Raw genomic sequence first — 22784 nt, 5'->3', positions numbered from 1 at the left:
ATTCTTAATTTACTTGTTTCCATGAGACATTATTTTCTTATTGCTCGCTAAAACAAGATTATTCTTCTGCGCCTCCACGTTTATCTTCTGGGCAATTTTTTCAACCTTTTTGCCAACATTCAGATGATAAGAGTCTGTGACTTTTACCTGTATATTCTTAGCTGTTTTGATGATTGCCATATCAGAAAAGTTTTGATTTTTCAGCACTGTTGAATTCCACAATCTTGCCGCTCTGCATCGTCATATTTTCAAGCTCGCTGAACATGGATATTTCGCCGGCTATTTCGTTGGAGGTTTCAGACTGTCTTTTGAATTCTTTCTCTACCATTTCCGTTCTGGTATCCGAAGTTTCACGGATATCCCCGGTAGCGGTCTGAACGATATCTTTTCCGGCAGTAGAAATAATGCTGTCATTCGCAGAACTGTTGATTCCTTCTCCTGCACTGATCGAAATTTCCTTTCCGGCAGTGATATTGATATTGTCGCCTGCATTCAGGGTGAAATTTTTCGGAGCCTTCATGCTGATATTTCCTGCACCGTCCATGAAATAGATATTTCCGCTTGGATCCATGATCTTTACACTTCCTTCTTCATCATTCATTAAGATCCTGATTCCGCTTCGTGTCTGGATAGATTTCAGATGATTATTCACGCCGCCGCCCAACGCAATTCCTCCATGAAACATTCCTCCCATTACGAAAGGTCTGTCCGGATGGCTGTGAACGAAATTCACCATCACCTGGTCGCCCACTTCGGGAATGGCTACATAACCTCTGTTTTGGGTGATCTGATCTGTTCCACCTGCATCCGGGCTCATCATTCTGATAAAGTGCGTGGTATCGCTGGTCTGCCAGTCAAACTGCACCTGAATTCTGCCCTGTCCTTCCGGATCTGTATTGGATATCACGGTGGCAGTCTGAGGTTCGGCTTTAGGGATTTTGTATTCCGGTCTCGGAAGGAATCCTGTATCTGCGGCTATTCCTACAAAACTTCCGTTGTAATGTCCGATGGTATCAATTTCGTGTTCAGATTCCGTGATCATTATTCTCGTGAAATAAGATGTTTCATTTGAATCCTGCTTTCTCATCTGCACATCGGCAATACATCCAGGATGAAGGAAAGGAACCGTGGTATTTCCTGAGATGGAAAAAACATTGACTGCTTCACTTCCGGAAGCACTTTTCTGTGAATATTCCACATCCAGATGCGTTGAGGCCTTGATTGGAGCGATCTGAAGTGCGGGCGTTTTATAAATACTGTTATTGTGATCGTAAGCTGTTTTTGCCATATCACTTACGTGCTGAATAGGCGTAGAACCTGAAGTCAGCTTTTCATGTCTGTTGCTGTTGTACCCGTAGAACTGTGGTTTGGTATGCACCGCTTTCATTTCCACTTTGATGTCATTGGCACTGCTTCCGTAGGTAAGGGTAATGGGTTTATTCTGAGGCGGCAGTTTCCCGAAATGCAGGACTTCACCGTCATAAAAAAACTGTTCACCGTATGCTTCAGCCATTCTTGCCAGATAGTTGTAATGCGTTTCGTCGTACTGGCTGCTGTAGATGATCTGAGAGAAATTATTGGCATCCACTCTGATATCAAAGCGGCTTTTATCAATTCCCTGTTTAATCACTTCCTCTGCAATGATACCTATGTTTACAGGCTGGCTTCCTCCAAAACTCTGGATATGGGAAGCTCCGTCCAGCAGAATGGTAGGGCTGCATCCGGTAAGCACAATGTTTCCAAGACTCATCTTCTCCTGGCTGAATCCTACTCCGGTAATAATCCCTACAAAGGTTCTCTCCGGACTGTTTTCTATATCTTTATATGAAATGACCGCGGTAAGACGTTTGCCCAGAAATTTATTGGCATCTTCCAGGGAATGGGTCTGCCGGTCTCCCAAAGTATCATGCGCGAGGGTAAGCGTAAATTCATGATGGCGCTGGGAACTTTGCTTCAGTTTAAAATGTTTATAAAATTTGATAATTTTTCCCTCTATAACTAAGGAAAGCTTGACCAAACGATTGATTCCGGTATGATGATTCTCGGACACCCCGTCTGCGTTCTGCGCCGGGCGAAAAGCCGCTCCATTTGATTTTTCAGGTATAGTTGACATATTTTATAAAGTGATTTGTGTTAAATGGTGTATATTATTCATGCAAATGGGAATTTTTGATAAAAAACAAAGATTCCTTACTTTCAATCAGCATTCCTAACAGGTAAAAAAAGACCGTCTTGGAGGGACAGTCTCTTTATATTTTCACTACGCGTGACCTAGCTCAATGGCCAGAATCCATCGTAAAGTGAATTTCCGTATGAAATACTTTCTGCACTTATTACAAAGCTTACCAGCATACTGTTGGTGTCGATAGCATCAAAATCCATTTCATGCTGAATCACATATCCGTTCTCCCATTTCAGGGTAATCAATGTTCCTTCTTCATGAGATTTATTGAATGTAATTTCACCGCTTGTAGGCTTGTATTTACCATTCAATAAGCTTTCCAGGATATCAGATTTTTCCGTTGCTTCCACAGTTACTTTAATCAAAGCATTTGACGGATCGGATGCTACACGTCCTGAAACGTCTGTAGATCTGGATACACTGTAATTAAGCTTTAACAGCTTTTGTCCTTCACCTCCATTGAATTTTAAGATTCCTCTTGAATTTCCTGCCATATTCTTGCATTTTAATCATTAATGATTATACTATTTCGTAAAGTTTGTCTAACAAAGATAACCCCCACGCTCTAATTTAAAAAGTTTTTATTAAAGAGATTCACATTTTGTAGTAATTCTACGACTTTTTTTCAAAGGCTTTAAACAGCTGTTAAAAAATATTGTCTCATTCTGATCTTTTTATTTATTAATGAGCATGCAGATAAAAATGTTTGTAGTAATATGATATGACCATGATAACCAGATTTACAGCTGCCAAAATCATCAGAAGATTACCATACTTTCTTTTTTTATCTATAAAACTCAAAACTAAAATCAGAAAAAACAATAAAAGGGTGTAAACCGCCGGATATAGATGAAAAGCTTCTGAAAACCTGCCTTCAAATACGAGCACAACTGCCCTCTGAGCACCACATCCCAGACATTCTATTCCCAGAAATTTCTTACTGGGACACGTGAGCATAAAGTCTTCTATATCCATCCGGAGCTTATGTTGAAATTTTAGCTCTGGTGTACTGATGCGGGAAGAAGCAGTTCTCCTTCATTTCAAATGATCCCTGAACGGCAATGTATGGATTCCTTAGAATTTCCCTTGCCACAAATATCAGGTCTGCCTCTCCTTTTTGCAGGATTCCTTCCGCCTGCTCAACTTTTGTAATCAATCCAACGGCTCCGGTTTTCACTCCGGCCTCGTTTCTTACCTGTGATGAAAAAGGAACCTGATACCCGTCAAAAACAGAGATTTTCGCCCCATGAATATTGCCACCGCTTGAAACATCCACAAGATCTACCGCATGTTCCTTTAAAATTTTTGCCAGCTCTACACTGTCATTGATATTCCAGCCGTTTTCTGCATATTCGGTTCCGGAAATCCTTACAAACAGGGCTGTATTTTCATCCAGTTCCTCATTTACGGCATCTACAATTTCCACCAGAAAACGGGTTCTGTTTTCAAAGCTTCCTCCATACTCGTCTGTTCTGATATTGGAAAGCGGCGATAAAAACTGGTGGATCAGATATCCGTGCGCCCCGTGAATTTCTATGATATCAAAACCGGCCTTTACAGCTCTTCTGGCTGCTTCCTTGAAATTCTGAACCTGTTCTCTGATTTCATCAACGGTCAGCACATGGGGAATTCTTTCTGAGGGATGATATGGAAGGCCGCTCGGTGCTATGGTTTCCCAGCCTTCTTCAAGCGGGATCTGGAGGTTGTTCCAGGTGGAACCTTTTCTTCCGGCATGAGCCAGCTGGATTCCTATTTTACTTTCTGAACGGGAATGTACGAAATGAACGATTTTTCCAAGTTCTGCCGCCTGCTCATCATTCCAGATCCCCATGCAGTGGTTGGTAATTCTGCCTCGCGGTTCTACCCCGGTGGCCTCTACCATAATGAGTCCGGTTCCACCCTGAGCCCGGCTGCCATAGTGTACGAAATGGAAGTCATTGGCCAGTCCGTTTTCACATGAATACATGCACATGGGCGACATTACCCATCTGTTTTTTAATTCTATATTTCTGAATTTTATTGGAGTATAAAGCATTTTCTTTTTTTGAATTTCAATTTATGGATACATAAAAAAAACATTGTCCAGCTGATGAAAAAGGAGTAATTTTAGCCCCCCTTTTTAGTCTGACTAATATATGAAAAAAGACATACAGATCAGTTACGAGCAGTTTAAAAACAGCAGTGAACTGAACGATATAGAAAAAAAACTATTCGAGCGTGCAAAGCAGGCCCGCGAGAATGCCTATGCCCCCTATTCGAATTTTCTTGTAGGATGTGCCGTTCTGCTGGAAAACGGTGAAATTTATTCCGGGAACAACCAGGAGAATGCTGCCTATCCATCAGGGTTATGTGCAGAAAGAACGACTCTTTTCTGGGTAGCTGCGAATTTTCCGAATGTAAAAGTAAAAAAGATCTTCGTGGTGGGAGGTCCTAAGGAATTCCATGAGAAAAATCCGCCGATTCCGCCATGTGGAGCGTGCAGACAAAGCTTAATAGAATACGAGACCAAGCAGAATGACGATATCGATCTTTATTTTTCAAGTATGAATGATGAAGTGGTGAAGGTGCATTCCATTAAGGATCTGCTGCCGTTTTATTTTGATTCTTCGTTTTTGTAGAGGAAAAAGAGCCAAGAACAAAGAGTAAAGAACCAAGATCATAGATTTATGTCAATTGTCAATTTTGCTTCGCAAGTCAATGGTGAATTTTAATGCTGTATATTTATGGTTGATGATTGACGATTCACTTGCGAAGCAAAATTGACAATTCACCATTCACTTTTAGGTTTTTCATCAATTTTATTTCGCTGACGTGTAGTGAATTTTAATGCTGCACATTTATCGTTGATCATTGACGATTCACTTGCGAAGCAAAATTGACAATTCACCATTCACTTTCAGGTTTTTCATCAATTTTATTTCGCTGACGGGTAGTGAATTTTAATGCTGCACATTTATCGTTGATCATCGACGATTCACTTGCGAAGCAAAATTGACAATTCACCATTCACTTTTAGGTTTTTCATCAATTTTGTTTCGCTGGCGGGTAGTGAATTTTAATCCTGCCCATTTATCGTTGATAATTGACGATTCACTTGCGAAGCAAAATTGACAATTCACCATTCACTTTCAGGTTTTTTATCAATTTTATTTCGCTGACGTGTAGTGAATTTTAATGCTGTATACTTATGGTTGATCATTGACGATTCACTTGCGAAGCAAAATTGACCATTCACTTTTAGGTTTTCATCAATTTTGTTTCGCAGGCAGGTAGTTAATTTAAAGAATAATTTTTCAATTTTATAGTATCCTGTTCATTCGTGATCACTTATACATTTAAAAATTTCTTTGAGAAGCAGAATCCTGCATTCATTATTCACTTTTGTGCCTTTTTGTTCAATACATTTAAAAAGTTATCTTTGCAAAAATTTTGGTTTCCAGCGTATTGGAAATAATAGGGAATTGGGTGGAACTCCCAAGCTGTCCCCGCAACTGTAAATCGCAACACCATTTTCTGTAAAAAGCCACTGTTCATACGGGAAGGCGCAGAAAGCGAAAGTCAGGAGACCTGCCAAAATACTAACTAAAACCTTATTACTTTCGGAGGAAAAGTAAAATAGTATGGATATAAAAAGATCTTTAATACTGCTTTGTGCGTCTTACGGCAGCTTTCTTTTCGGACAGGAGAAGGATATTGACACCATTTATATTTTTGACAACCAGATGAACAGGGTTAAACTTTTTCATCCGGTCCGTACCATTACTCCAAAAGATGTTGAGAAAAATTCAACGAATCTTTCTGAACTTTTACGTTTTCAATCTTCTATTTACATCAAGGAAAATGGCCGCGGCGCTGTTTCTTCACCGTCATTCCGGGGATCAACCGCTCAGCAGACCGCCTTTGTATGGAACGGAATCAATATTAACTCCAGTTTTCTGGGGCAGGGAGATGTGAATAATATTCCGGCTTTCGGGTATGACCAGATTGATGTGAAAGCTGGCGGAGGAAGTGTTGTGTATGGCAGCGGAGCCATCGGAGGAAGTATTCATTTGAATAATATTTTAGATTTCAACAGAGGATTTAAGGCTTCCGTTTTTTCGGAGGCGAGTTCTTTTGATACGTATAATAATTTTGCACAGGCTTCTTTCAGCAATGATGAATTCAGCATCAAGGTTTCAGGAAGTTATTTAACGAGTCAGAATGATTATAAGGTGCCTGAATTTGTGGTAGGAAGTACAGGATTCAACAATATCAACGGAAAGTATTACAATACTTCTGTGAATATCGGAGCTTCTTATAAAATTGCGGATCACCAGACTATTTCATGGCAAAATCAGATTTTTGATGCTTCACAGCATTATCCTATATTTGAAACCAACGGTAATAAAACAAAATACAATGCCCAGACCTTAAGAAGTCTGATCGCCTGGGATGTTAATACCAGTAAGCTTTCCAACAGTTTAAAGGCAGCTTATACGGAAGATAATTTCCAGTATTTCGCGGATCTTAATCAGCCTAAAGCAAGCGGTGCGGAGGGAAAGAATTATATTTTCAAGAATGATTTCAATTATTTCATCACCCCAAAGCTCAACATCAATGCTATCGGGGAATTTCAGGTGAATAAGGGTGAAGGTTATCAGTCCGGGATTGGATCTATCAGCAGAAATGTAGGTTCATTAGCTGGTCTGATCAGATATTTTGTGACTAAAGATCTCCGTTTTGAAGCAGGAATTAAAAAGGATTTTGTAGAGGATATTTCTTCTCCCCTGCTGTATTCTTTTTCCGGGAAATGGAATGCGGCGAAGTGGTATCATGCAGGAATCAGTTTTTCAAGAAACTTCAGATTTCCATCTTTTAATGATCTTTACTGGCAGCCGGGAGGAAACCTGGATCTTCTTTCTGAAACGTCTACGAATATTGATATGAACCATGAGTTCAGCTTCGGAGATTTTAAAATTACACTGAGTCCTTATTATATGGACATTAAAAATATGATCAGCTGGCTTCCCACACCCTACGGATACTGGGCGCCTGTGAATACCTACAAAGTTGAATCTTATGGTCTGGAATCGCAGGCTACATGGAATAAGACATTCGGGAAACATGCTTTCAGGGTGGATGCAGGTTATACTTATTCAAAATCTGTCAATAAGAATACGCAGATGCAGCTGATGTATGTTCCGCTTCATAAAGCTGTGGGAAATATAGAGTATGGATATTCTTTCCTGAAGTTCTATGCCCAGGGGCTTTTCAACGGGCTTACGTATACGAGTACCGATGAGAAAAGATCTACCGCCATTGATTCCTATTTTATTTTAAATACAGGTATTTCCTCTTCTATTTTACAGAAATACACGCTAGGATTTAAGGTGAATAATCTTACCGATACAGTTTATCAGACGGTATCTCTTTACCCGATGCCTAAGAGAAACTACAGTATTTATGCAACAATTAATTTTTAAACTTAATATATTATGAGACTGAACAGATTTCTACATTTTCTTTTTGCTTTCGCGCTTCTTTCAGGCATCGTGTCGTGTAGCAGCGATAATGATAATGATGAGCAGGAAATATTCTACGGCAACGGTTTTTTATTCTCCAATGAGGGGACTTTCGGGAAACCTGAAGGAGACGTAACGTTTGTAACTGCCGACCTGAACCTTAAGCAAAATAATATTTTCGCTTTGAATAACGGCGGAGCCAAATTAGGTGATGTTTTACAGATGATCGCTTTTAACGGCGAAAATGCTTACTTACTGCTGAATAACTCCAACAAGATCCAGATCGTAAACCGTTATAATTTTAAGGCTAACGGTGAAATTACCGCCGAGCTTAATTCGCCCCGTTACATGGCTTTTGCGAACAATAATATTTATGTAACGAATGATAAATACAACGGAGCCAAATATGTAAGTATTTATAAAGCTTCAGACCGTTCTTTCATCAAAAAAATTACTTTCACAGATGCTGCTGAGAGAATTGTGGAAGCCGGAAACAATATCTTTGTACAGAATGCATCATTCGGTTTTGGTAATAAGATCACGTATATCAATACTTCTACCAACGAAGCGCAGCCTCCCATCACTCTACCTGCTGGAAACATCAACAAGATCATCTCCAACAACCAGAATGTTTACGCTATTGCCGCAGAAGCTGCAAATTCTTACATCTATCAGATTTCAAGCACAGGAAGTATTACAAAAACCATTACTTTAACAGGTATTGCCGATGCTAAAAACCTTGAGATTTCAAACGGTAAATTTTATTTCTCTTCCGCCAAGAATGTATACGCTATGGATATGACCGCTACAACGGCTCCTACAGCTCCATTGTTCACGGTTGCGAACAGTGTTGATCAGTATTCTGCTCTATACGGATTCAGTGTCATCAATGATAAAATTTTCACTTCTGATTCCAACGGATTTACACAGGACAGTAAAATTGTGGTGTATTCTACTACAGGAGCAATCATCAGATCATTCACAACCGGTATCGGTTCTAATGCTGTTTACCCAAACTAGACAATTAATACTTCGGTATTATTATATTTTTTTTTCAACATTTGTGTTTTTTTTCAGGCCGCTTCGGAGAAGCGGCCTGATTTTATTTTCAACGAAAATAAAAAGCTTCGGCGGGACTTTGTCCCGCCGAAGCTTTTATACTATAATCATTATTTTAATTACATTTCAATCCCAGTTTCTCCGCTTCAGCGATCACAAACTTTTCAGCTTCTTCCTTATCGTTAAGAATTTCACCTTCCAGAATAGCTTCTTTTACTTTTTCTTTCAGAATTCCAATCTCTTTTCCGGGTTTAAGGTTAAACATCTGCATGATCTCTTCTCCTGTTATTGGCGGCTGGAAATTACGAACCTGATCTTTTTCCTCCACCTCTTTGATTTTCACGGCTACATACTCAAAATTCTTTTTGAAACGGTCCTGTTTTTTGGAGTTTTTCGTAGTAATATCAGCCTTACACAGCGTGAACAGATCTTCCAGATTTTCGCCGGCATCAAATAAAAGCCTTCTCAATGCAGAATCAGACGCATCATCCGTGATCAGCGCAATTGGGCGTGATGAAAGTTTCACCATCTTCTGAACGTACTTCATATCACTTCCTAACGGCTGTTTCAAGCGGTGGAAAAGGGTTTTTACCATTTTTGAACCCAAGAATTCGTGTCCGTGGAAAGTCCATCCCGTTCCTTCTACAAATTTTTTGGTAGGTGCTTTCCCAATATCATGCAACAGCGCAGACCAGCGCAGCCACAAGTTATCTGTATTTTCAGAAATATTGTCAACTACTTCCAGGGTATGGTAAAAATTATCTTTATGGGTCTGTCCTTCTACTTCTTCTACTCCTTTCAGTTCAACGAGTTCAGGAATCACCAGTTTTAAAAGACCCGTTGATTCCATTAATCCCAAACCAACAGAAGGTTTTTTAGACATCATGATTTTATTGAATTCCACCATGATTCTTTCCATGGAAACAATTTTAATTCTTTCCGCTTCCTGTTTGATCGCGTTCAGGGATTTTTCTTCAATCTCAAAGTTTAATGTTGAAGCAAAACGAACGGCTCTCATCATCCTCAACGGATCATCAGAGTAGGTCTGAGCAGGTTCCAAAGGCGTTCTTAAAATTCCTTTTTCCAGATCATCAACCCCGTTGAAAGGGTCAATCAGTTCTCCGAAATTACTTTTATTCAAAGAAATAGCCATTGCATTGATCGTGAAATCTCTTCTCTTCTGGTCGTCTTCCAGCGTTCCACCTTCCACTTCGGGCTTTCTGCTGTTTTCTGTATAGCTTTCCTTTCTTGCTCCTACGAATTCCAGATCAAGGTCTTTATATTTGATCATGGCGGTTCCGTAAGTTTTGAATACAGAAACTTTTAATTTCGGATCAATATCTTTTGCTACGGTTTGAGCCAGCTCAATACCGCTCTGTTCAGTCACAAAATCAATATCAGTAGATGCTGCTCTCTTCATCAGAAGATCACGGACATAACCACCAACAATGTATACCGACTGATTGTTTTTTTCAGCCGCTTCAGCAATGATCTTGAACAGTTTTAAATTTTTATTTTGGGTAAGATTAATTTTCATCGTTAATAAATAGGTCGTCTTTTCTAGCTAAACAGCTTTCCATCACTTATGATGGAGATTCATTATTATTTTCTTCAGCATCAAAAACATGGTTTTCACTGGAAGTTTTCCCTATACAGAATTGTCAGTACAGAACCTCCGGATTCAGACCTGCCGTTGATTTTATCAGTTGAAGAATGCAAAGATAGAAATTAAAAAAAAGAAATCCTGCCGATATGTATGGGCAAGATTTTAAATTGAACGGATTATTGCGGAATTTTATTCGCGCAGAACCTTAATTCTGTTATCGCTCCATATCTTTATCACGGAAGAACCGGAATATTTTGATACTTTATCACGGTCTTCTTCCACCGCATAATCTACCAGCTTAATTATTTCCGGAGAAATATCAGAAAACTTCAACGGACTTTTATCACCACTGAAATTGGCAGAAGTAGAAACCAAAGGCCGGTTCAGCTTCGTGATCAGTTTTTTACAGAAATCTGTTTTTATCAGTCGGATCCCGATGCTTCCGTCTTCAGCAAGCAGTTCCTTCGGCAGTCCGCGGGGATTTTCATAAACAATGGTCACCGGTTTTTCGCTGAGATCAATAATTTCCCAGGCCATTTCGGGAACATCTACCAGGTCCTGAAGTCTCTTTTCAGATTCAACAAGAATAATCATTGATTTGTTTTTTTCCCTTTTTTTGATGTCAAAAATCTTATTGACAGCCTCTATATTGGTAGCATCACATCCTATTCCCCAAATAGTATCTGTAGGATAGAGAATCGTTCCGCCGGATTTTAATATTTCAACAATGTTTTCCATAATTTTCAGGTTTTAAACCTGTGTATAAAGGTAAAAAAACGGGAAGGTTCCGCCAAAAATATGGGGATAAATGTTTTGTTTGGATGGTTATTAGGTTTTGGCTAAAGCCATATTGCAATGGTTTTCATTAAAAAACGGGCTAAAGCCCGTTCCTATTGAATTTCACATTCAATCCGTTTTATTGTTTAAAATATTGCTTTATTCAGTCTGGTAATATACTCAGAAAAATGTTCTATCTCATTTATTCTTTATGATGACAAACATATTCAATAGGAATGGGCTTTAGCCCATTTACAACAAGAGATTTACGACAATGGCTTTAGCCAAAACCTATATAAAATTATTTTTCTCAAGAAATTCCTGATATTCATCTGCAAAACTTCTTTTCTGATGATGTTTCTCCTGATTTTTAATATATTCTCTCACAGCGTCTACTTTCGATTCTGAAACCGAAACGGCGAAATATTCGTCCTGCCATGAAAATTTATCCTGAGTAAGCTGATTTTTATTAATCCAATAAGAAGATTCTCCTTTTAAAAGCTGTACTACCTTTTCTATATTTTGTCCGGAACCTAACGAAATAAGACAGTGACAATGATCCGAGTAACCATTAACCAGATCTAAATAGATTCCTTTTTCTGAAGCATTTTCCTTGATATGTTTCCATAATTTAATCCTTAGCTCAAATGTACTGAGATGAGGAACTCTGTTTTTTGTAGAAAAGACAAGATGAATATAAATTTTTATAAAAGACATTTGTGTTGTTTTAACCAAAAATAATATTTTTTATTTATGTTTTGGCTAAAGCCGCCTCTCGATGGTTTACATTAAAAAAACGGGCTGAAGCCCGTTCCTATTGAATTTTTACATTCAATCCGTTTATTTTTTATTATAAATATTGTTTTATTAAATCTTCCAATAGTAAAACCAGTTCCTATTGAATATTTTCTTACTTTACAATTCATTTAAAGCACAGAGAAGTCTCTATATTCCCCATCTTGGCTCTTGGCTCTTGAGTCTTGGCTCTACACACCTATTTCACCCCCGGCAAATACCTCTCTTTAATAATGCTTAAATGATGATAATTGTGTCCCACAATCAGTTTTCCGATTGTTTCTACGGCCAGTTTATTGCCGTTGGCTATACCTGTATTATTCAGAACACCGGGTTCAAGGGTTTCAATGAGGATCTGTGAAGACTTTCTTACAAGTTTATACTCTTCCAAAAGGGATTCTAATGATCTGTTATTGGCAAAAGAATTCGCTGCATATTCTTCTTCATCAAAACCTGGCAAGCCGGTCTTTTCTCCTCTTGCAAAGGCCAGAATCCTGTACTGGAATATTCTTTCGGTATCTGATAAATGCAGCAAAAGTTCTTTCAGTGTCCATTTTCCGGCTGCATAGGCAAAAAGAGACTGTCCTTCTGTAAGGGCAGCGTATATTTCTACGGTTTTATCTCCTGATGTTTTTAATTCTCCGATCCAGTTCTCAGAAGGAATCTGGTCCAGATATCTTTGTATGTATTTTTGAAAATCAGACATGATTTTTTTGAGTTATAAGTTATGAGCGATAAATGATGAGTGATCAGTGATGAGCAATGAGTAATACCTCCAATGAATTGACAATTGACCTTTAACTATTCACAATTGACCATTCACGATTGACTATTCACAATTAGGCATTGACCATTCCCATTTTTAGTTCTTAGTTCTTCACTTTTAATTTCCCCTGTTCGTCCATTCATAGAAATTCACAGAGTCATAAAGTTCGAAACCGCAGGCGGGATACAGCTGGTTTCCGATGTCATTGCTTTTTCCTGTTTCCAGAAGGACTCCGCAGGCATTGGATGATCTGCACAGCTCTTTGGCTTCTTCAATCAGTTCTTTGGAATAGCCTTTCCCTCTATGGTCTCCATTAACGTAGAGATCGTTCAGCAGCCAGTAGCGCTGCATTCTTGTGGAAGAAAATATCGGATACAACTGGACAAATCCTGTCAGTTTACCCTCTTCTTCTGCCACAAAAATTTCAGAATCTTTGTGCTCTATTCTTTCTCTGAGAAAATTTTCAGCCGCCGGAATATCAGATTCTTTGTGATAAAAAACTCTGTATTGGTCGAATAATTCCGCCAACTGATTTAAATCTTCAAAGGTTGCTTTTCTGGTGTTTTTCATATGTTTTATAAATGATGATCGTAGCTCAATACCCTTTTCATCTTCCACTGCTTATCTTCCTGAATCCACAGAATCGTAAATTTAGCACGGCTGCCCTGATTCCATTTTCCATCTGAAAATTCGAAGAAATCATGTTCTCCTTCTTCTATAAAAGCGTACAGAACGTTATTGTTGTATAAAGGATAGACTTTCATACTGTTCGGCACGAGGTCACGCTTTACTTTGTTACGGTTACCGCAGATATTATTTTTAATGGAAGCAGTAAAAGCGGGTTCACCGGAAGTGATTCCTCCTTTATCATGATAAAACTCTAGGTCTTTGCTGACTATAGATTTATAATGAGAAAGATCACATTTATTAAATCCTATATCAAATATCAAACTGTCCAGCTTTTTGGCCGTTTTATACAGTTCATCGGTAGTTTTTACCTGTGAGTATACAATCTGACTGACAAAACTTAAGATCAAAAAAAATTGAATCTTTCTCATTATATATATTTTAAATGGTTAAGAAAAAGCACGTTCAAGATCTGCGATAAGATCTTCTGCGTCTTCAATTCCAACGCTTAAACGCACAAGATCATCGGTAATTCCCAATTCTTCACGTTTATCGGCAGGAATAGAAGCATGCGTCATTAAAGCCGGGTGATTCGCTAAGGATTCTACGCCTCCTAAAGATTCTGCAAGAGTGAATACTTTTACTCTCTCAAGAAATTTTACTGCATCTTCTTTTTTACCGGATTTAAAAGTGAAAGAAACCATTCCTCCTGCTTCTTTCATCTGAGATTTGGCAAGATCATACTGTGGATGAGATTCCAGTCCCGGATAAATTACTTTATCTACTGCCGGATGGTTTTCAAGATATTTCGCTACAGCCAGCCCGTTATCGGAATGACGCTGCATTCTTAATGCTAACGTTTTGATTCCTCTTAAAACAAGATAAGAATCGTGCGGGCCTAAAATACCGCCGCTTGCAAACTGAATAAAGTGAAGTTTTTCTCCCAGCTCAGCATCTTTGGCGATCAGTGCTCCGGCAATAACATCCGAATGTCCTCCTAAATATTTTGTAGCCGAGTGCATCACGATATCTGCCCCAAGATCAATCGGTCTCTGGATGTAAGGTGTCGCGAAAGTATTGTCTACAGCCACAAGGATATCTTTTCCTTTTGCAATTTCCACAACGGCTTTAATATCTACCAGCTTCATCAGAGGGTTGGTAGGTGTTTCTACCCAAATCAGCTTAGTTTTATCTGTAATAACGTCTGCAATTTTAGAAACATCATCGAAATTCACGAATGTAAATTTCAACTGATATTTTTCAAAAAGTCTTGTGAACATTCTGTACGTTCCTCCGTAAAGGTCGTCTACCGCTACTACCTCATCACCTGGATTCAGTAATTTCAATACACAGTCGATGGCTGCCAGTCCGGAACCGAAAGCAAGTCCTCTCGCTCCGTTTTCAATGCTTGCCAGAGAGTCTTCCAAAGCCTGTCTTGTAGGATTGGCTGCTCTTGAATATTCATATCCGGAATGAACTCCCGGGCTTTTTTGTGCAAATGTAGACGTTAAAAATACAGGAACATTTACAGAACCTGTTGCAGACTCGTGGTGCTGCCCTCCGTGAATTACTTTTGTATTAAAATTCATAATATTTTTATTTTTTATAGGCCTCCCATAAAGAAATCAAGGCTCTTCGAAACGTTGTCAGATTTTCTTTTCACTTCCAGCTTTCCGTCAAAGGCATAAGCCAGAACTTCTATATCTTCAGGAACTTTTTCCGGGATTGTGGTGGTAAAAGAAACCTGATATTCACTGTTCTCATACTTGTCCTTACCGGTTTCCTTCAGTTCTTCAAACTTTCCGTTGATCTTAAGAATGATTTTCTTCAGGGAATCATCTATGTAAGCAATATCCGAGCCGTTTCCTTTAATGAAATCATTCATAGAAGGAACCAGTTCCATGATAGATTCACCTTCCATATCATGCGGATGAAGACTTCCCTTTAACATGGCGGAAGGAATTTCTTTCTCTTTAAACAGAGCAACATCCAATGCCTGGATTTCAGACGGTTTTTCCGTACCGGAAACTTCAGCGGTTTCCTGAGCGGGAAGCTTTTCTGCCTGTACCGTAGAATCTGCTGTTTTGGTTTCCTTTACTTCGGTTTTCTTATCGCACGCGGCCAGTAATACCGCCATACTGATGATGAGAAGTGCTTTTTTCATAATATTTTGTGATTGGTGTGGAGGTTTTCTATACTGACCTGATGGCTGATTTAATAGCAAATTCATCTGCTATCTGCTCCAGCCACTCTGCTACATCCTCTTCTCCGGTAGCTCTCTGGTACGTATTCCCTAAAGATACCAAAATCTGGTGAATGAACATTTTCATCTGATCCACAGGCATTTCTTTGGTCCAAAGATCGATTCTTAAAGCTTCCATGGTTTTATCATCCCACACAGAGATCATCGTCGCTTTTGTTTCTTCCTTTTCCACACCGCCATCCTGAGCGTTCCATGTAATATTTTCAGGAATGTGGTTTTCATCCAACTCTACATCTATTGTAATCTGAGTTTTTCTCATATCAATCTAAAATTTTTCCGCAAAGTTAATACTTCTTCAGCTTATCTAAAATTTCTACGAAGTTATCTTCATCAGGAAATGGTGTATTAAAATTAAAAATTTTACCTTCCGGATCTATAATGATAAATCTTGGAATAGACTGAATTCTGTATTTACTCATAAACTGCTCTGCATCAGCCAGCCAGAACTGGGGAACATTGGATGTTTTGGTCTTCAGATAATTCTGCCATTTGGATTTATCCTGATCAAGGCTTACTGAAATAAACTGGATATTGTCATAGTTCCTGTACTGATGGCTTCTGGTTTCAAATACAGGACGGATCTGTTTACACGGACCACACCATGTTGCCCAAAAATCTATCACTACATATTTTCCTTTATATTTTGAAAGCTGATTCTTTTTGTCCTGAGCATTCAGGAGAACCAGATCCGTAAATACAGAGCCTTTCTGAGACCTGTTGATCTGATCAATTTTCGAATACAGCATTCCTTTATAATCTTTATCTTTTATTTTTCCGATTTCAGCAGCGAAAAGTTTATTTCTCGTAAGGCTGTCCGTCTGCAGTTCGATTGTTTTTGCAAGATGTTTGGCCATCAGCTGGTCTTTGGAAATTCCTTCAGGCATACTGTTGATCTTTACAAACAAAATACTGTCCGGATTGGACGCCTGATCTTTATCTGAAAGCAGTAGATCCAGTTTATACTGAAGATAATTATCGTTTTTGCTTAAAAGCGGTCCTGGCTTTTGGATGTTTTCATTAAGCTCTTTCACAAAAGATGCCGGCGGTGCGAATTTCGGATCGTTCCATGATGTCATTTTCCTGTAATTATTGATCTCATTCAGAAAATCAATCGCCATCAGCTGCCTTCTGTACAGTTTATAGTCTTCTGAAAGTGCATTATTTTCCGAATCTGCAAAAATATTTAAAACCCTCTTATTTTCTTTCCAGTCGGATTCTGCCAGCTCATAAAAACCTTTTGGGTCATTATTAAAACTCTGCTTTTCGAGGCCATAGCTGAATTCAAAGCCAAAAGAACTTTCCGTGTTTTTGTATTCCTGGTCGGCTTTCCGGTTAGATTTCACATAAGAAACCATATTGGCGCTGTTAAGTTTAATCTCAAAATCAAACCAGTCTCCGCTTCCCATAACGATATCGAGTCTTTTATTCCCGAATTCAAGGATATATTCATCAAATGGAAGAGCTTTTGTCGTTACCCAGCTGAATGTATTGTTTTTAACAGCCGCAGCTCCGATCTTTTTGTGAAATTCTTTGGAATAAATACGTACAGAGTCTATTTTAAGATCTGTTTCCAGCTTTCCTTTAATTGCAATACCCGTTCCGTCACTTTTGTAAGCTCTCGGCTTCTGGAACATATAAAGAAACCCTCCTCCGATTATCAGTGAAGCAGCTGAAATGATGATCTGCTTTTTACTTTTAAGAAAAGCATTTTTAAATCCTTTTCTACTGTACCAAAAGTAACCTAAGGCAAGGAAAACGACCATCCAGAACATACTCATGTATTCCGGATAGGAAATAAAGCTGTTCAGGTCTCTCACTTCCGGAGCCTTCCAGAAAGCATATAACGAACTGTATGGATTAAAGAAATAAGACTGCTTCTGAACCAGTGAAGTAATATTGGAAGCAATTCCCAATGCACCGATAAGAAATGACCAGATAAATCCCTGAAATATTACAGAAACACACAGCTGTAGAGCTGCGACTCCTAAAACTGTCACACAGATTTTTACAAAAGTCTGGATCATCCACACCGCATCAAAAGTCAGAAGCTTTGCCGGATCAGGATGAATGTAATAATCTGCCAACGCTACCATGATACTGAAACCAAAATAAGACAATACGGCTATGAATGACAGCAGCAGCAGAATAATATATTTGGAAAAATACAGATTGAACCGGCTCACCGGCTGTGTTTCCATCAGCTGCCAGCCATTGTTTTTATGATCAGTCTGGGCAATTCTGTTGGCAGCAATAATGATGAACAGAAGCAGGATAAAAAACACAAAGGACTTGAGAGACTGTCCTCCTGCAATTGCATCTTCAAAAACAGAGAACGGAAGAAAGCCTTCTTTTACAATCTCAGAGCTGAAGAAACCAGGCACATAGCCTATCAAAGGAATCAGGCCACCTAAAATAATCGCGATATAAGTCAGTCCCAGGCCTTTTGTTTTCAGCCATTCTATATTAACGGCGGTGAATAATTTTTTCATCGGTGTTTAGTTTTTAGTTATTTCCATGAACCAGTCTTCAAGACCTGCACTGTTTTTGATTTCGAAAATTTCAGCATCACTCAGAACCAGCTTTTTAATCAGCGAGGCTATATTCTCCTTGGATTCAGCGGTGATTTCAATTGTTGAAGAATCAATTATTTTAGGTGAATAAGTCTCAGGAATCTGACTGATGAATTCTGAAGCATGATGAAGTCCGATCCTGATATGGTCATACCTGTACAATTCGTTAAGATCTTTGATGCTTCCTGTAAAACGGATTTCACCGTGCGAAATAATGGCAAGATGGGTGATCATTTTTTCAATTTCCTGAAGAAGGTGGCTCGATATAAAAATGGTAACGCCTTCCTCTCTGTTAAGTTTAATCAGAAGTTCACGCATTTCCAGCATCCCGTTCGGATCAAGCCCGTTTACCGGCTCATCAAGGATCAGAAGTTCAGGTTTCCCCAAAAGGGTCATCGCTATGGAAAGCCGCTGTTTCATCCCCAGGGAATATCTTTTCATCTTCATATCCCTGCTTTCCCAGAGATCAACAAGGTGAAGCACTCGCTCACATTCAGATTCAGGGAGATTTCTCAGCCTGGAAATAATCAGAAGGTTTTCCCACCCTGAAAGATGATCATAAAAAGCAGCGGAATCTATCAGGCTTCCGATTTTCTGAAACCCTTCAGGATAAAGTTCTGATAATTTTTTATCAAAGATCCGGATGGCTCCCGATTCATCGGGAATATTGCCGATCAGCATTTTCATTGTAGTAGATTTCCCTGCACCGTTGGCTCCGAGAAAGCCAAAAATACTCCCTTTCGGGACTGAAAGATTAATATTTTTAAGGATAGGTTTGTCCCGGGAAAATTCAAAGTTTAAGTTTTGTATCTGAATAATATTTTCCATATCATGTATTTGATTAAAGCAAAAATACAATTAAAATAGTAATATGCAATACAAAGTAGTATGTTTTTTAAAATTTAATTAAAAAAATAACCTCCAGATTCTTCTGAAGGTTATCATATTATTATAAACACTTAATTATTAAGGTGTTTTAGGCTTATAAACGGCTTCGTTGAAAATTTTCGTTGCATCCAGTTTTAAGAAATCCACGAGTTTGGTTTCAGGTTTCTGTTTGAAATAGGCTTTACAGATCTGCCATCCCGTGAAGATTCCGATCATTGGGGAAGACTCATTATCAATCTCCGTATAGAATTTTGAAAACGGTCCGGGCGAGATAAAACGCTCTACCAGTCTTGGATCATCTCCAAAAATGAGATTGCTTTCTACAAAATAATTCCAGATATTGGCTTCATTCGCTACAGCCCAGTCGTATTGTTTTTTAGTATAATTCATCTTCAGATAATCCGGGGTATCAGGAAGGAAAGCATCCTGCATCATCATGATTTTTCCGTTCAGAATAACTTTGTCTATAAATTTCTGATGATCCGGAGATTCGGTGATAATATTCTCCGCAAAGATCTGTGAAACTTTAGGAACAATATTCTGGGGATTCATCGACTTCTGAAAATACAATTCAAGACCTTTATAATTAGCATTGCCATCTCCCATAAATCCCGTGATATCTATAAAAAGAAGATTCCCCTCCGCATCGTAAAAAATAGGATCCTGAACCATCTGCAGTGCCGATGAGAAAAGATACACCTTAGGACTTTTGAATTTCGGAAAATAATATTTGATGTGAGAAAACAGATCCTGAAGTTCTTTCTGAAGCTTCGTCTGATCTATTTTGGAAGCTGCTTCCTTATAAATCTTAATTTCTTCGGCATCTGCTCTTCTCTTCCCAAAATCAGCATCAGAAACAGTTCCCTGAAACCATGGAAATTTAGTCTTAAACTGGTCCAGAGGAAGAGCCTGATCATAAAATTCTTTGGAAATATCCGTCAGTTCTACTTTTTCTGCCGCATTTTTCACTTCAACTTTCCATTGGTTCTCCGGTTCTTTTTTGCATGAATCCAAAACGAGAACTAAAATAGAAGAAAGGGCAATAATTCTAAAAATCTTCATTATTTTTACATGAAATTTAAGTGTACAAAAGTAAGGATTAAAAACACACCCGATGATGAAAATTAAAATATTTGCAAGTCTTGGGCTTATTATTTTAGGATTATCTCCATTCTGTGCCCAAAAAATTAATTTTAAAGATCAAAACTTTGAAAAAGCTGTGCTTGGAAATTTTGATCTCAATAAAAACGGTTATCTGGAAAAACCGGAAGCAGATCTGGTCACCAATTTATTTCTGGTTCAGAAAGGCATCACCTCAGCAGATGATGTGCATCTTTTCCCGAATGTTAAAATGGTTGTTCTTGATGATAATACCATTCCCAGTGTTTCTGTCTCCGGACTGCCCCAGCTTGAACTGTTTTCCTGTACGGGATGCAAAATTTCTTCTTTTAAGGCAGAAGGTCTGAAAAAAATGACTTCTCTCTACCTTGACAGCAACCTTCTGGAAACTATCTCCCTAAAGGAAACGCCGAGGATTGATCAGTTAACATTATCTTTAAATCAACTCAAAACCATTGATATCACCGCTCTTAAAAACCTGCGAAAACTGAACGTTGAACACAATAAGCTCCAGAAGCTTGATATCTCCGGAAATACCGCCCTGCAGACCCTGAATGTCGGCGGAACTCCCTTGAAGGAATCTGACATTAAGAAAGGAACAAAAACAGATGTAACCATTTTCGGAACTGAGCCATAAATTATTAGTATGAAGATAGAAACCAAAAGACTGATCTTACGGAAGCTTGAAGAAACAGATGTTGAACGTATGTTTCTTCTGGATTCCAATCCGGAAGTGATGAAATACATCGGAGTTCCGGTACTTACAGAACAAAGTGAATCATTGGGCGTGATCCGAATGATTCAGAAACAATATGAAGAAAACGGTACGGGAAGACTTGCCGTGATTGAAAAGGAAACCGGGCTGCTGATCGGCTGGAGCGGGCTGAAGCTGCTTACTGAAGCGATCAACGGCTATAAAAACGTTCTGGATCTCGGCTACCGTTATCTGCCTGAATCATGGGGAAAAGGATATGCCCTTGAAGCGGCAAAAGCCTCTCTGGAACTTGGGTTTCGTGACATGAATGCGGAGATCATTTATGCGCATGCCCATTCCGGGAATGAAGGTTCCAATCATATTTTAAAGAAACTGGGGTTTGAGAAAACCGGAGAATTTACAGAACCTGATGGAATCTGCAACTGGTACGAACTCCCACGTGGAAAATATACACCATAATATGCTGATGATAAGACAGGAAGAGGAAAAGGATCATCAGAAAGTATTCCAGCTTACGGAAGAAGCTTTCAGGAACATGGAACACAGCGATCATCAGGAACATTTTCTTGTGGAGCGGCTGCGGAAGTCGGAAGCTTTTATTCCGGAACTTTCTTTAGTTGCTGAAACTGAAAACGGTGAAATTGCCGGACATATTTTATTCACAAAGCTTCAGATACAGAATGATGCTGAGACTTTTGAATCACTTGCGCTGGCCCCTGTTTCCGTACATCCTGAGTTTCAGAACCGGGGAATCGGAGGACAGCTGATCCTGCGCGGTCACGCCATAGCAAAAGAATTAGGATATAGTTCGGTTATTTTAATCGGCCATGAAAATTATTATCCTAAGTTTGGTTACGAAAAAACCAGTAATTTTGGAATTTCTTTTCCGTTCGACATTCCGGAAATCAATGGAATGGCTGTGGAACTGGTAAAAGACGGATTAAAAAATATAAAGGGTATCGTAAAATACCCTAAAGAATTTGGAATAGACTAAAAAAATAAACAATGCAGACGCAAAAAGTAATAGATCATATCGTAAACTGGTTAAAAGATTACGCTGTAAGAGCTAATGTTAAAGGCTATGTCATAGGAGTTTCCGGAGGTGTGGATTCAGGAGTGGTTTCTACTCTTGCCGCCATGACCGGATTAAAAACCCTTCTTATCGAGATGCCGATCCGTCAGAAACCTGATCAGATAGACCGTGCATGGGAACATATGAACGACCTGAAATCAAAATTTCCCAACGTAGAAGCCATGTCCGTGAATCTGACGCCTGCTTTTGAGGAACTTTATAAAACATTTGATGTAAAGGACGACCTGTTTCCCAATGAAAAACTGGCTTTCGCCAACACGAGATCCCGCCTTAGAATGCTTACCCTGTATTATTACGGACAGCTGAACGGCCTTCTGGTGTGCGGAACAGGAAATAAGGTGGAAGATTTCGGAATCGGGTTTTATACCAAATATGGTGATGGTGGTGTAGATGTCTCTCCTATCGCAGATCTGTACAAAACTGAAGTGTATACGCTGGCAAGAGCATTAAATCTGGTTAAAAACATTCAGGAAGCCATTCCTACAGACGGACTTTGGGATGTGGACAGAACGGATGAACAGCAGATCGGGGCTACCTATCCTGAGTTGGAAAAGATCCAGAAAGAATATGGAAGCAAAACAGCGGATGACTATGAAGGGCGCGATAAAGAGGTATTCTTGATTTTCGACAGAATGCACAAAGCTGCGAGACATAAAATAGATCCTATTCCGGTGTGTGATATTCCGGAGGAATGGAGAGAGGCTTAGTGATGAGTTTTGAATTATAAGTTTTGAGTCTTGAATTTCATGTTTTTTTATTTTATTAAATAAAAATCTACGATTTTTAGAAAACTTAGGTGTACTTGTAAACAGTCTGTTGTAAA

Annotated in this window: 24 protein-coding genes and 1 riboswitch; of the genes, 7 read left to right on the top strand and 17 right to left on the bottom strand. The window is 39.0% G+C overall.

All coding sequences use genetic code 11. The features are described from left to right. Positions 1 to 9: 9 nt before the first annotated feature. The 5 genes from JET18_RS03975 to namA form a co-directional block, all read right to left on the bottom strand. On the bottom strand, positions 10 to 180 hold the full coding sequence (locus JET18_RS03975; RefSeq protein WP_202089317.1) for a hypothetical protein: 171 nt from the start codon (positions 178 to 180) through the stop codon (positions 10 to 12). Between the two features lies 1 nt (position 181). Further along, complete coding sequence (locus JET18_RS03970) at positions 182 to 2113, bottom strand: type VI secretion system Vgr family protein (RefSeq protein WP_202089316.1); 1932 nt, start codon at positions 2111 to 2113, stop codon at positions 182 to 184. Positions 2114 to 2271: 158 nt separating this feature from the next. Next, on the bottom strand, positions 2272 to 2676 hold the full coding sequence (gene tssD, locus JET18_RS03965) for a type VI secretion system tube protein TssD (protein WP_202089315.1): 405 nt from the start codon (positions 2674 to 2676) through the stop codon (positions 2272 to 2274). 187 nt (positions 2677 to 2863) lie between these two features. Beyond that, complete coding sequence (locus JET18_RS03960; RefSeq protein WP_202089314.1) at positions 2864 to 3157, bottom strand: DUF2752 domain-containing protein; 294 nt, start codon at positions 3155 to 3157, stop codon at positions 2864 to 2866. 7 nt (positions 3158 to 3164) lie between these two features. Next, complete coding sequence (namA, locus tag JET18_RS03955; RefSeq protein WP_202089313.1) at positions 3165 to 4217, bottom strand: NADPH dehydrogenase NamA; 1053 nt, start codon at positions 4215 to 4217, stop codon at positions 3165 to 3167. Positions 4218 to 4317: 100 nt separating this feature from the next. On the opposite strand from namA, the gene cdd reads away from it, so the two are divergent. From cdd to JET18_RS03940, 3 genes are all read left to right on the top strand, one after another. Then, positions 4318 to 4800, top strand: a complete 483-nt coding sequence (cdd, locus tag JET18_RS03950) for a cytidine deaminase (protein WP_202089312.1) — start codon at positions 4318 to 4320, stop codon at positions 4798 to 4800. 795 nt (positions 4801 to 5595) lie between these two features. Continuing rightward, a riboswitch (cobalamin riboswitch) is annotated at positions 5596 to 5771 on the top strand. A gap of 31 nt (positions 5772 to 5802) precedes the next feature. Continuing rightward, on the top strand, positions 5803 to 7644 hold the full coding sequence (locus tag JET18_RS03945) for a TonB-dependent receptor plug domain-containing protein (protein ID WP_202089311.1): 1842 nt from the start codon (positions 5803 to 5805) through the stop codon (positions 7642 to 7644). A 12-nt stretch (positions 7645 to 7656) separates the two neighbouring features. Continuing rightward, positions 7657 to 8703, top strand: coding sequence for a hypothetical protein (locus tag JET18_RS03940; protein ID WP_202089310.1), 1047 nt, complete (start codon positions 7657 to 7659; stop codon positions 8701 to 8703). 154 nt (positions 8704 to 8857) lie between these two features. Here JET18_RS03940 and JET18_RS03935 read toward each other — a convergent pair whose 3' ends face one another. The 12 genes from JET18_RS03935 to gldB all read right to left on the bottom strand — a co-directional run bounded on the left by JET18_RS03935 (position 8858) and on the right by gldB (position 20096). Beyond that, positions 8858 to 10279 (bottom strand): CCA tRNA nucleotidyltransferase, encoded by a 1422-nt coding sequence (locus JET18_RS03935; protein WP_202089309.1) that lies wholly within the window; start codon positions 10277 to 10279, stop codon positions 8858 to 8860. Positions 10280 to 10537: 258 nt separating this feature from the next. Further along, the gene (locus JET18_RS03930) at positions 10538 to 11086 is read right to left on the bottom strand and encodes an L-threonylcarbamoyladenylate synthase (RefSeq protein WP_202089308.1); all 549 of its coding nucleotides are present in this window, start codon (positions 11084 to 11086) and stop codon (positions 10538 to 10540) included. Between the two features lie 330 nt (positions 11087 to 11416). Next, the gene (gene tnpA, locus JET18_RS03925; protein WP_202089307.1) at positions 11417 to 11842 is read right to left on the bottom strand and encodes an IS200/IS605 family transposase; all 426 of its coding nucleotides are present in this window, start codon (positions 11840 to 11842) and stop codon (positions 11417 to 11419) included. A gap of 277 nt (positions 11843 to 12119) precedes the next feature. Beyond that, complete coding sequence (locus tag JET18_RS03920; protein ID WP_202089306.1) at positions 12120 to 12626, bottom strand: DinB family protein; 507 nt, start codon at positions 12624 to 12626, stop codon at positions 12120 to 12122. A gap of 177 nt (positions 12627 to 12803) precedes the next feature. Further along, entirely contained in the window at positions 12804 to 13256 is a 453-nt protein-coding gene (locus tag JET18_RS03915; RefSeq protein ID WP_202089305.1) for a GNAT family N-acetyltransferase, read from the bottom strand. A gap of 5 nt (positions 13257 to 13261) precedes the next feature. Further along, the gene (locus tag JET18_RS03910) at positions 13262 to 13744 is read right to left on the bottom strand and encodes a nuclear transport factor 2 family protein (RefSeq protein ID WP_034730520.1); all 483 of its coding nucleotides are present in this window, start codon (positions 13742 to 13744) and stop codon (positions 13262 to 13264) included. Between the two features lie 18 nt (positions 13745 to 13762). Beyond that, the gene (locus JET18_RS03905; RefSeq protein ID WP_202089304.1) at positions 13763 to 14902 is read right to left on the bottom strand and encodes a cystathionine gamma-synthase; all 1140 of its coding nucleotides are present in this window, start codon (positions 14900 to 14902) and stop codon (positions 13763 to 13765) included. Between the two features lie 14 nt (positions 14903 to 14916). Next, entirely contained in the window at positions 14917 to 15477 is a 561-nt protein-coding gene (locus JET18_RS03900) for a hypothetical protein (protein ID WP_202089303.1), read from the bottom strand. A gap of 28 nt (positions 15478 to 15505) precedes the next feature. Beyond that, complete coding sequence (gene gldC / locus JET18_RS03895) at positions 15506 to 15835, bottom strand: gliding motility protein GldC (protein WP_202089302.1); 330 nt, start codon at positions 15833 to 15835, stop codon at positions 15506 to 15508. A gap of 25 nt (positions 15836 to 15860) precedes the next feature. Further along, on the bottom strand, positions 15861 to 18065 hold the full coding sequence (locus JET18_RS03890; protein WP_202089301.1) for a thioredoxin-like domain-containing protein: 2205 nt from the start codon (positions 18063 to 18065) through the stop codon (positions 15861 to 15863). A gap of 6 nt (positions 18066 to 18071) precedes the next feature. Next, a complete protein-coding gene (locus JET18_RS03885; RefSeq protein WP_202089300.1) occupies positions 18072 to 18974 on the bottom strand; it encodes an ABC transporter ATP-binding protein in 903 nt (300 codons plus the stop codon). Positions 18975 to 19112: 138 nt separating this feature from the next. Further along, positions 19113 to 20096: a gliding motility lipoprotein GldB gene (gene gldB / locus JET18_RS03880; protein ID WP_202089299.1), complete on the bottom strand. Its 984-nt coding sequence runs from the start codon at positions 20094 to 20096 to the stop codon at positions 19113 to 19115. A gap of 52 nt (positions 20097 to 20148) precedes the next feature. On the opposite strand from gldB, the gene JET18_RS03875 reads away from it, so the two are divergent. The 4 genes from JET18_RS03875 to nadE are packed head-to-tail and all read left to right on the top strand — an operon-like array spanning position 20149 to position 22668. Continuing rightward, positions 20149 to 20790, top strand: a complete 642-nt coding sequence (locus JET18_RS03875) for a leucine-rich repeat domain-containing protein (RefSeq protein WP_202089298.1) — start codon at positions 20149 to 20151, stop codon at positions 20788 to 20790. A 9-nt stretch (positions 20791 to 20799) separates the two neighbouring features. After that, positions 20800 to 21327 (top strand): GNAT family N-acetyltransferase, encoded by a 528-nt coding sequence (locus JET18_RS03870; protein ID WP_202089297.1) that lies wholly within the window; start codon positions 20800 to 20802, stop codon positions 21325 to 21327. 1 nt (position 21328) lies between these two features. Beyond that, the gene (locus JET18_RS03865; protein ID WP_202089296.1) at positions 21329 to 21862 is read left to right on the top strand and encodes a GNAT family N-acetyltransferase; all 534 of its coding nucleotides are present in this window, start codon (positions 21329 to 21331) and stop codon (positions 21860 to 21862) included. Positions 21863 to 21873: 11 nt separating this feature from the next. Then, entirely contained in the window at positions 21874 to 22668 is a 795-nt protein-coding gene (gene nadE, locus JET18_RS03860; RefSeq protein WP_202089295.1) for an NAD(+) synthase, read from the top strand. Positions 22669 to 22784 lie beyond the last annotated feature (116 nt).

This window comes from Chryseobacterium endalhagicum (genome assembly GCF_016745235.1).
In the GTDB taxonomy this organism is placed as follows: Bacteria; Bacteroidota; Bacteroidia; order Flavobacteriales; family Weeksellaceae; genus Chryseobacterium; species Chryseobacterium endalhagicum.
Note: the sequence above shows the minus strand (reverse complement) of the source record. Positions and strands in the feature narration are given on the sequence as shown.

Coding starts and splice junctions, on each gene's coding strand:
- JET18_RS03975 (WP_202089317.1), bottom strand. CDS start 180: ATGGCAATCATCAAAACAGCTAAGAATATACAGGTAAAAGTCACAGAC.
- JET18_RS03970 (WP_202089316.1), bottom strand. CDS start 2,113: ATGTCAACTATACCTGAAAAATCAAATGGAGCGGCTTTTCGCCCGGCG.
- tssD (WP_202089315.1), bottom strand. CDS start 2,676: ATGGCAGGAAATTCAAGAGGAATCTTAAAATTCAATGGAGGTGAAGGA.
- JET18_RS03960 (WP_202089314.1), bottom strand. CDS start 3,157: ATGGATATAGAAGACTTTATGCTCACGTGTCCCAGTAAGAAATTTCTG.
- namA (WP_202089313.1), bottom strand. CDS start 4,217: ATGCTTTATACTCCAATAAAATTCAGAAATATAGAATTAAAAAACAGA.
- cdd (WP_202089312.1), top strand. CDS start 4,318: ATGAAAAAAGACATACAGATCAGTTACGAGCAGTTTAAAAACAGCAGT.
- JET18_RS03945 (WP_202089311.1), top strand. CDS start 5,803: ATGGATATAAAAAGATCTTTAATACTGCTTTGTGCGTCTTACGGCAGC.
- JET18_RS03940 (WP_202089310.1), top strand. CDS start 7,657: ATGAGACTGAACAGATTTCTACATTTTCTTTTTGCTTTCGCGCTTCTT.
- JET18_RS03935 (WP_202089309.1), bottom strand. CDS start 10,279: ATGAAAATTAATCTTACCCAAAATAAAAATTTAAAACTGTTCAAGATC.
- JET18_RS03930 (WP_202089308.1), bottom strand. CDS start 11,086: ATGGAAAACATTGTTGAAATATTAAAATCCGGCGGAACGATTCTCTAT.
- tnpA (WP_202089307.1), bottom strand. CDS start 11,842: ATGTCTTTTATAAAAATTTATATTCATCTTGTCTTTTCTACAAAAAAC.
- JET18_RS03920 (WP_202089306.1), bottom strand. CDS start 12,626: ATGTCTGATTTTCAAAAATACATACAAAGATATCTGGACCAGATTCCT.
- JET18_RS03915 (WP_202089305.1), bottom strand. CDS start 13,256: ATGAAAAACACCAGAAAAGCAACCTTTGAAGATTTAAATCAGTTGGCG.
- JET18_RS03910 (WP_034730520.1), bottom strand. CDS start 13,744: ATGAGAAAGATTCAATTTTTTTTGATCTTAAGTTTTGTCAGTCAGATT.
- JET18_RS03905 (WP_202089304.1), bottom strand. CDS start 14,902: ATGAATTTTAATACAAAAGTAATTCACGGAGGGCAGCACCACGAGTCT.
- JET18_RS03900 (WP_202089303.1), bottom strand. CDS start 15,477: ATGAAAAAAGCACTTCTCATCATCAGTATGGCGGTATTACTGGCCGCG.
- gldC (WP_202089302.1), bottom strand. CDS start 15,835: ATGAGAAAAACTCAGATTACAATAGATGTAGAGTTGGATGAAAACCAC.
- JET18_RS03890 (WP_202089301.1), bottom strand. CDS start 18,065: ATGAAAAAATTATTCACCGCCGTTAATATAGAATGGCTGAAAACAAAA.
- JET18_RS03885 (WP_202089300.1), bottom strand. CDS start 18,974: ATGGAAAATATTATTCAGATACAAAACTTAAACTTTGAATTTTCCCGG.
- gldB (WP_202089299.1), bottom strand. CDS start 20,096: ATGAAGATTTTTAGAATTATTGCCCTTTCTTCTATTTTAGTTCTCGTT.
- JET18_RS03875 (WP_202089298.1), top strand. CDS start 20,149: ATGATGAAAATTAAAATATTTGCAAGTCTTGGGCTTATTATTTTAGGA.
- JET18_RS03870 (WP_202089297.1), top strand. CDS start 20,800: ATGAAGATAGAAACCAAAAGACTGATCTTACGGAAGCTTGAAGAAACA.
- JET18_RS03865 (WP_202089296.1), top strand. CDS start 21,329: ATGCTGATGATAAGACAGGAAGAGGAAAAGGATCATCAGAAAGTATTC.
- nadE (WP_202089295.1), top strand. CDS start 21,874: ATGCAGACGCAAAAAGTAATAGATCATATCGTAAACTGGTTAAAAGAT.